Source organism: Streptomyces silaceus (genome assembly GCF_001419745.1).
Classification (GTDB): Bacteria; Actinomycetota; Actinomycetes; order Streptomycetales; family Streptomycetaceae; genus Streptomyces; species Streptomyces silaceus.
Map to the genome: position 1 here is coordinate 1 of NZ_LIRJ01000239.1, position 1,849 is coordinate 1,849.

General features: G+C 68.5%; 2 protein-coding genes and 1 rRNA gene. All 3 read left to right on the forward strand.

The genetic code is table 11. The annotated features are described in order from the left end of the window. Positions 1-112: ribosomal RNA gene (gene rrf / locus AOK22_RS22555) — 5S ribosomal RNA — on the forward strand; the annotation flags it as partial. An 84-nt stretch (positions 113-196) separates the two neighbouring features. Continuing rightward, positions 197-841, forward strand: coding sequence for an HAD family hydrolase (locus AOK22_RS22560; protein WP_055700530.1), 645 nt, complete (start codon positions 197-199; stop codon positions 839-841). 149 nt (positions 842-990) lie between these two features. Continuing rightward, a complete protein-coding gene (locus tag AOK22_RS22565; protein WP_244164925.1) occupies positions 991-1,758 on the forward strand; it encodes a VC0807 family protein in 768 nt (255 codons plus the stop codon). Positions 1,759-1,849: the final 91 nt, after the last annotated feature.

The following is a 1,849-nucleotide window of genomic DNA, read 5'->3' on the forward strand; positions in this document are numbered from 1 at the left end:
TGGTCATAGCGTGAGGGAAACGCCCGGTTACATTCCGAACCCGGAAGCTAAGCCTCACAGCGCCGATGGTACTGCAGGGGGGACCCTGTGGGAGAGTAGGACGCCGCCGAACTCCTTTTGAAGAAAGCCCCGGACCGGGAACGGTCCGGGGCTTTCTTGCGTTTGGGGTACTTCCGGGAAGGCTTAGGGTCGGGACATGCGATACGACCTGGTCATCTTCGACAATGACGGTGTCCTCGTGGACAGCGAACCGCTCTCCAACACGATCCTCGCCGGCTATCTGACCGAGCTCGGGCACCCCACCTCCTACGAGGACTCACTGCGCGATTACATGGGGGCCGCCGTGCATCGCGTACACGATCTCGTTCTGGAGCGCAGTGGGCAGCAGCTGCCCGAGGACTTCGACGAGGTCTTTCACGCGCGGGTCTTCGCGGCCTTCGAGCGGGAGCTGGAGCCCGTGGACGGGGCCGTCGAGGTGCTGGAGAAGCTGGCAGGGGACGGGGTCGCGTACTGCCTCGCGTCCTCCGGGAGCCACGAGCGGATCCGGGTCGGGCACCGCAAAGCCGGGCTCGACGCGTGGTTCGATGACGAGCGGATCTTCAGCGCGCAGGACGTGGGGCGCGGGAAGCCGGCGCCCGACCTCTTTCTGTACGCGGCCGAGCGCATGGGCGTCGCGCCCGAGAAGTGCGTGGTCGTCGAGGACAGCCCGTTGGGCGTGCAGGCCGCTGTCGCCGCCGGGATGGACGTCCTCGGATTCACCGCCATGACGCCCGCCGAGCGGCTCACGGGGGCCACCCAACTCTTCGGGGATCTGCGGGAGTTGCCTGACCTGCTCGTCTGACCTGCGCGTATGACAGGGACCGCGGGGCGGGACTGACATTTGTCATTGCCAGCTCCGGACGATCGTTTCTGTCGGCGGACCGGGGCCGACGGCGAAGCTATGGGTGTCACGAAGGAACGGGACGCACACAGCGACGGAGGAACCCGATCATGAGCCAGCTCGTCACAGAGGCCCCCACCACGGCACTCACGTCGACCTCCGTCGCGAACTCGGCCCCCGCCGGAAACGACGACGTACGCAGGGAAGACGTACGCAGCGACGACGGACGCGACGACGTACGCAAGGCCCGTGTCGAGTCCCTCAAGCCGCTCGTGCTCGACGCCCTGGTCCCCACCGCCCTGTACTACCTGCTCAGCAAGGGCTTCGGGATGGGGACGCTGGCGGCGCTGGCCTGGAGCAGTGTGGTGCCGGCCGGGCGGACGGCGTGGGGGCTGGTCAAGGAGCGGCAGGTCAATGGGCTGGCGGCGCTGATCCTCACCGCCAACGTCGTCGGCCTGCTGCTGAGCCTGGTGGCCGGTGACCCGCGGCTGATGCTCGCGAAGGACAGCGGAATCACGGCGACCGTGGGCATCGCGGTCCTGCTGTCGGTCATCAGCGGCCGGCCGCTGATGACCGCGGCCCTCAAGCCCTGGGTGACCAAGGGGAAGGCGGAGCGGGTCGCGGCCTGGGAGCGGCTGAGCGCGGAGCGGGGGCAGTTCGTCCGGCTGGAGCGGAGGTTCTCGGTCCTGTGGGGTGGGGCGCTCTTCGGCGAGGCGCTGCTGCGGGTCGTCGGGGCCTACACCCTGCCCGTCGACACCATGGTCTGGCTGGGCGGAGCGATCGCCGCGGTGGTGATCACGCTGACCGTGATGATCAGTGGCGCGCTGGCCGTCGGGCCGATGGAGCGGATGGTCGGGTCGGCCACCGCGAACAGCTGACGGCCGTGCGCCGGAGCTGATGGCTCTGTACTGAAACCGAAGCCGAAGCCGAAGCCGACGGCCTGCGTCGAAGCCGACGGCCTGCGTCGAA

Excerpts from the sequence above, each read along its gene's own strand:
- AOK22_RS22560 (WP_055700530.1), top strand. The coding sequence starts at position 197 with ATGCGATACGACCTGGTCATCTTCGACAATGACGGTGTCCTCGTGGAC.
- AOK22_RS22565 (WP_244164925.1), top strand. The coding sequence starts at position 991 with ATGAGCCAGCTCGTCACAGAGGCCCCCACCACGGCACTCACGTCGACC.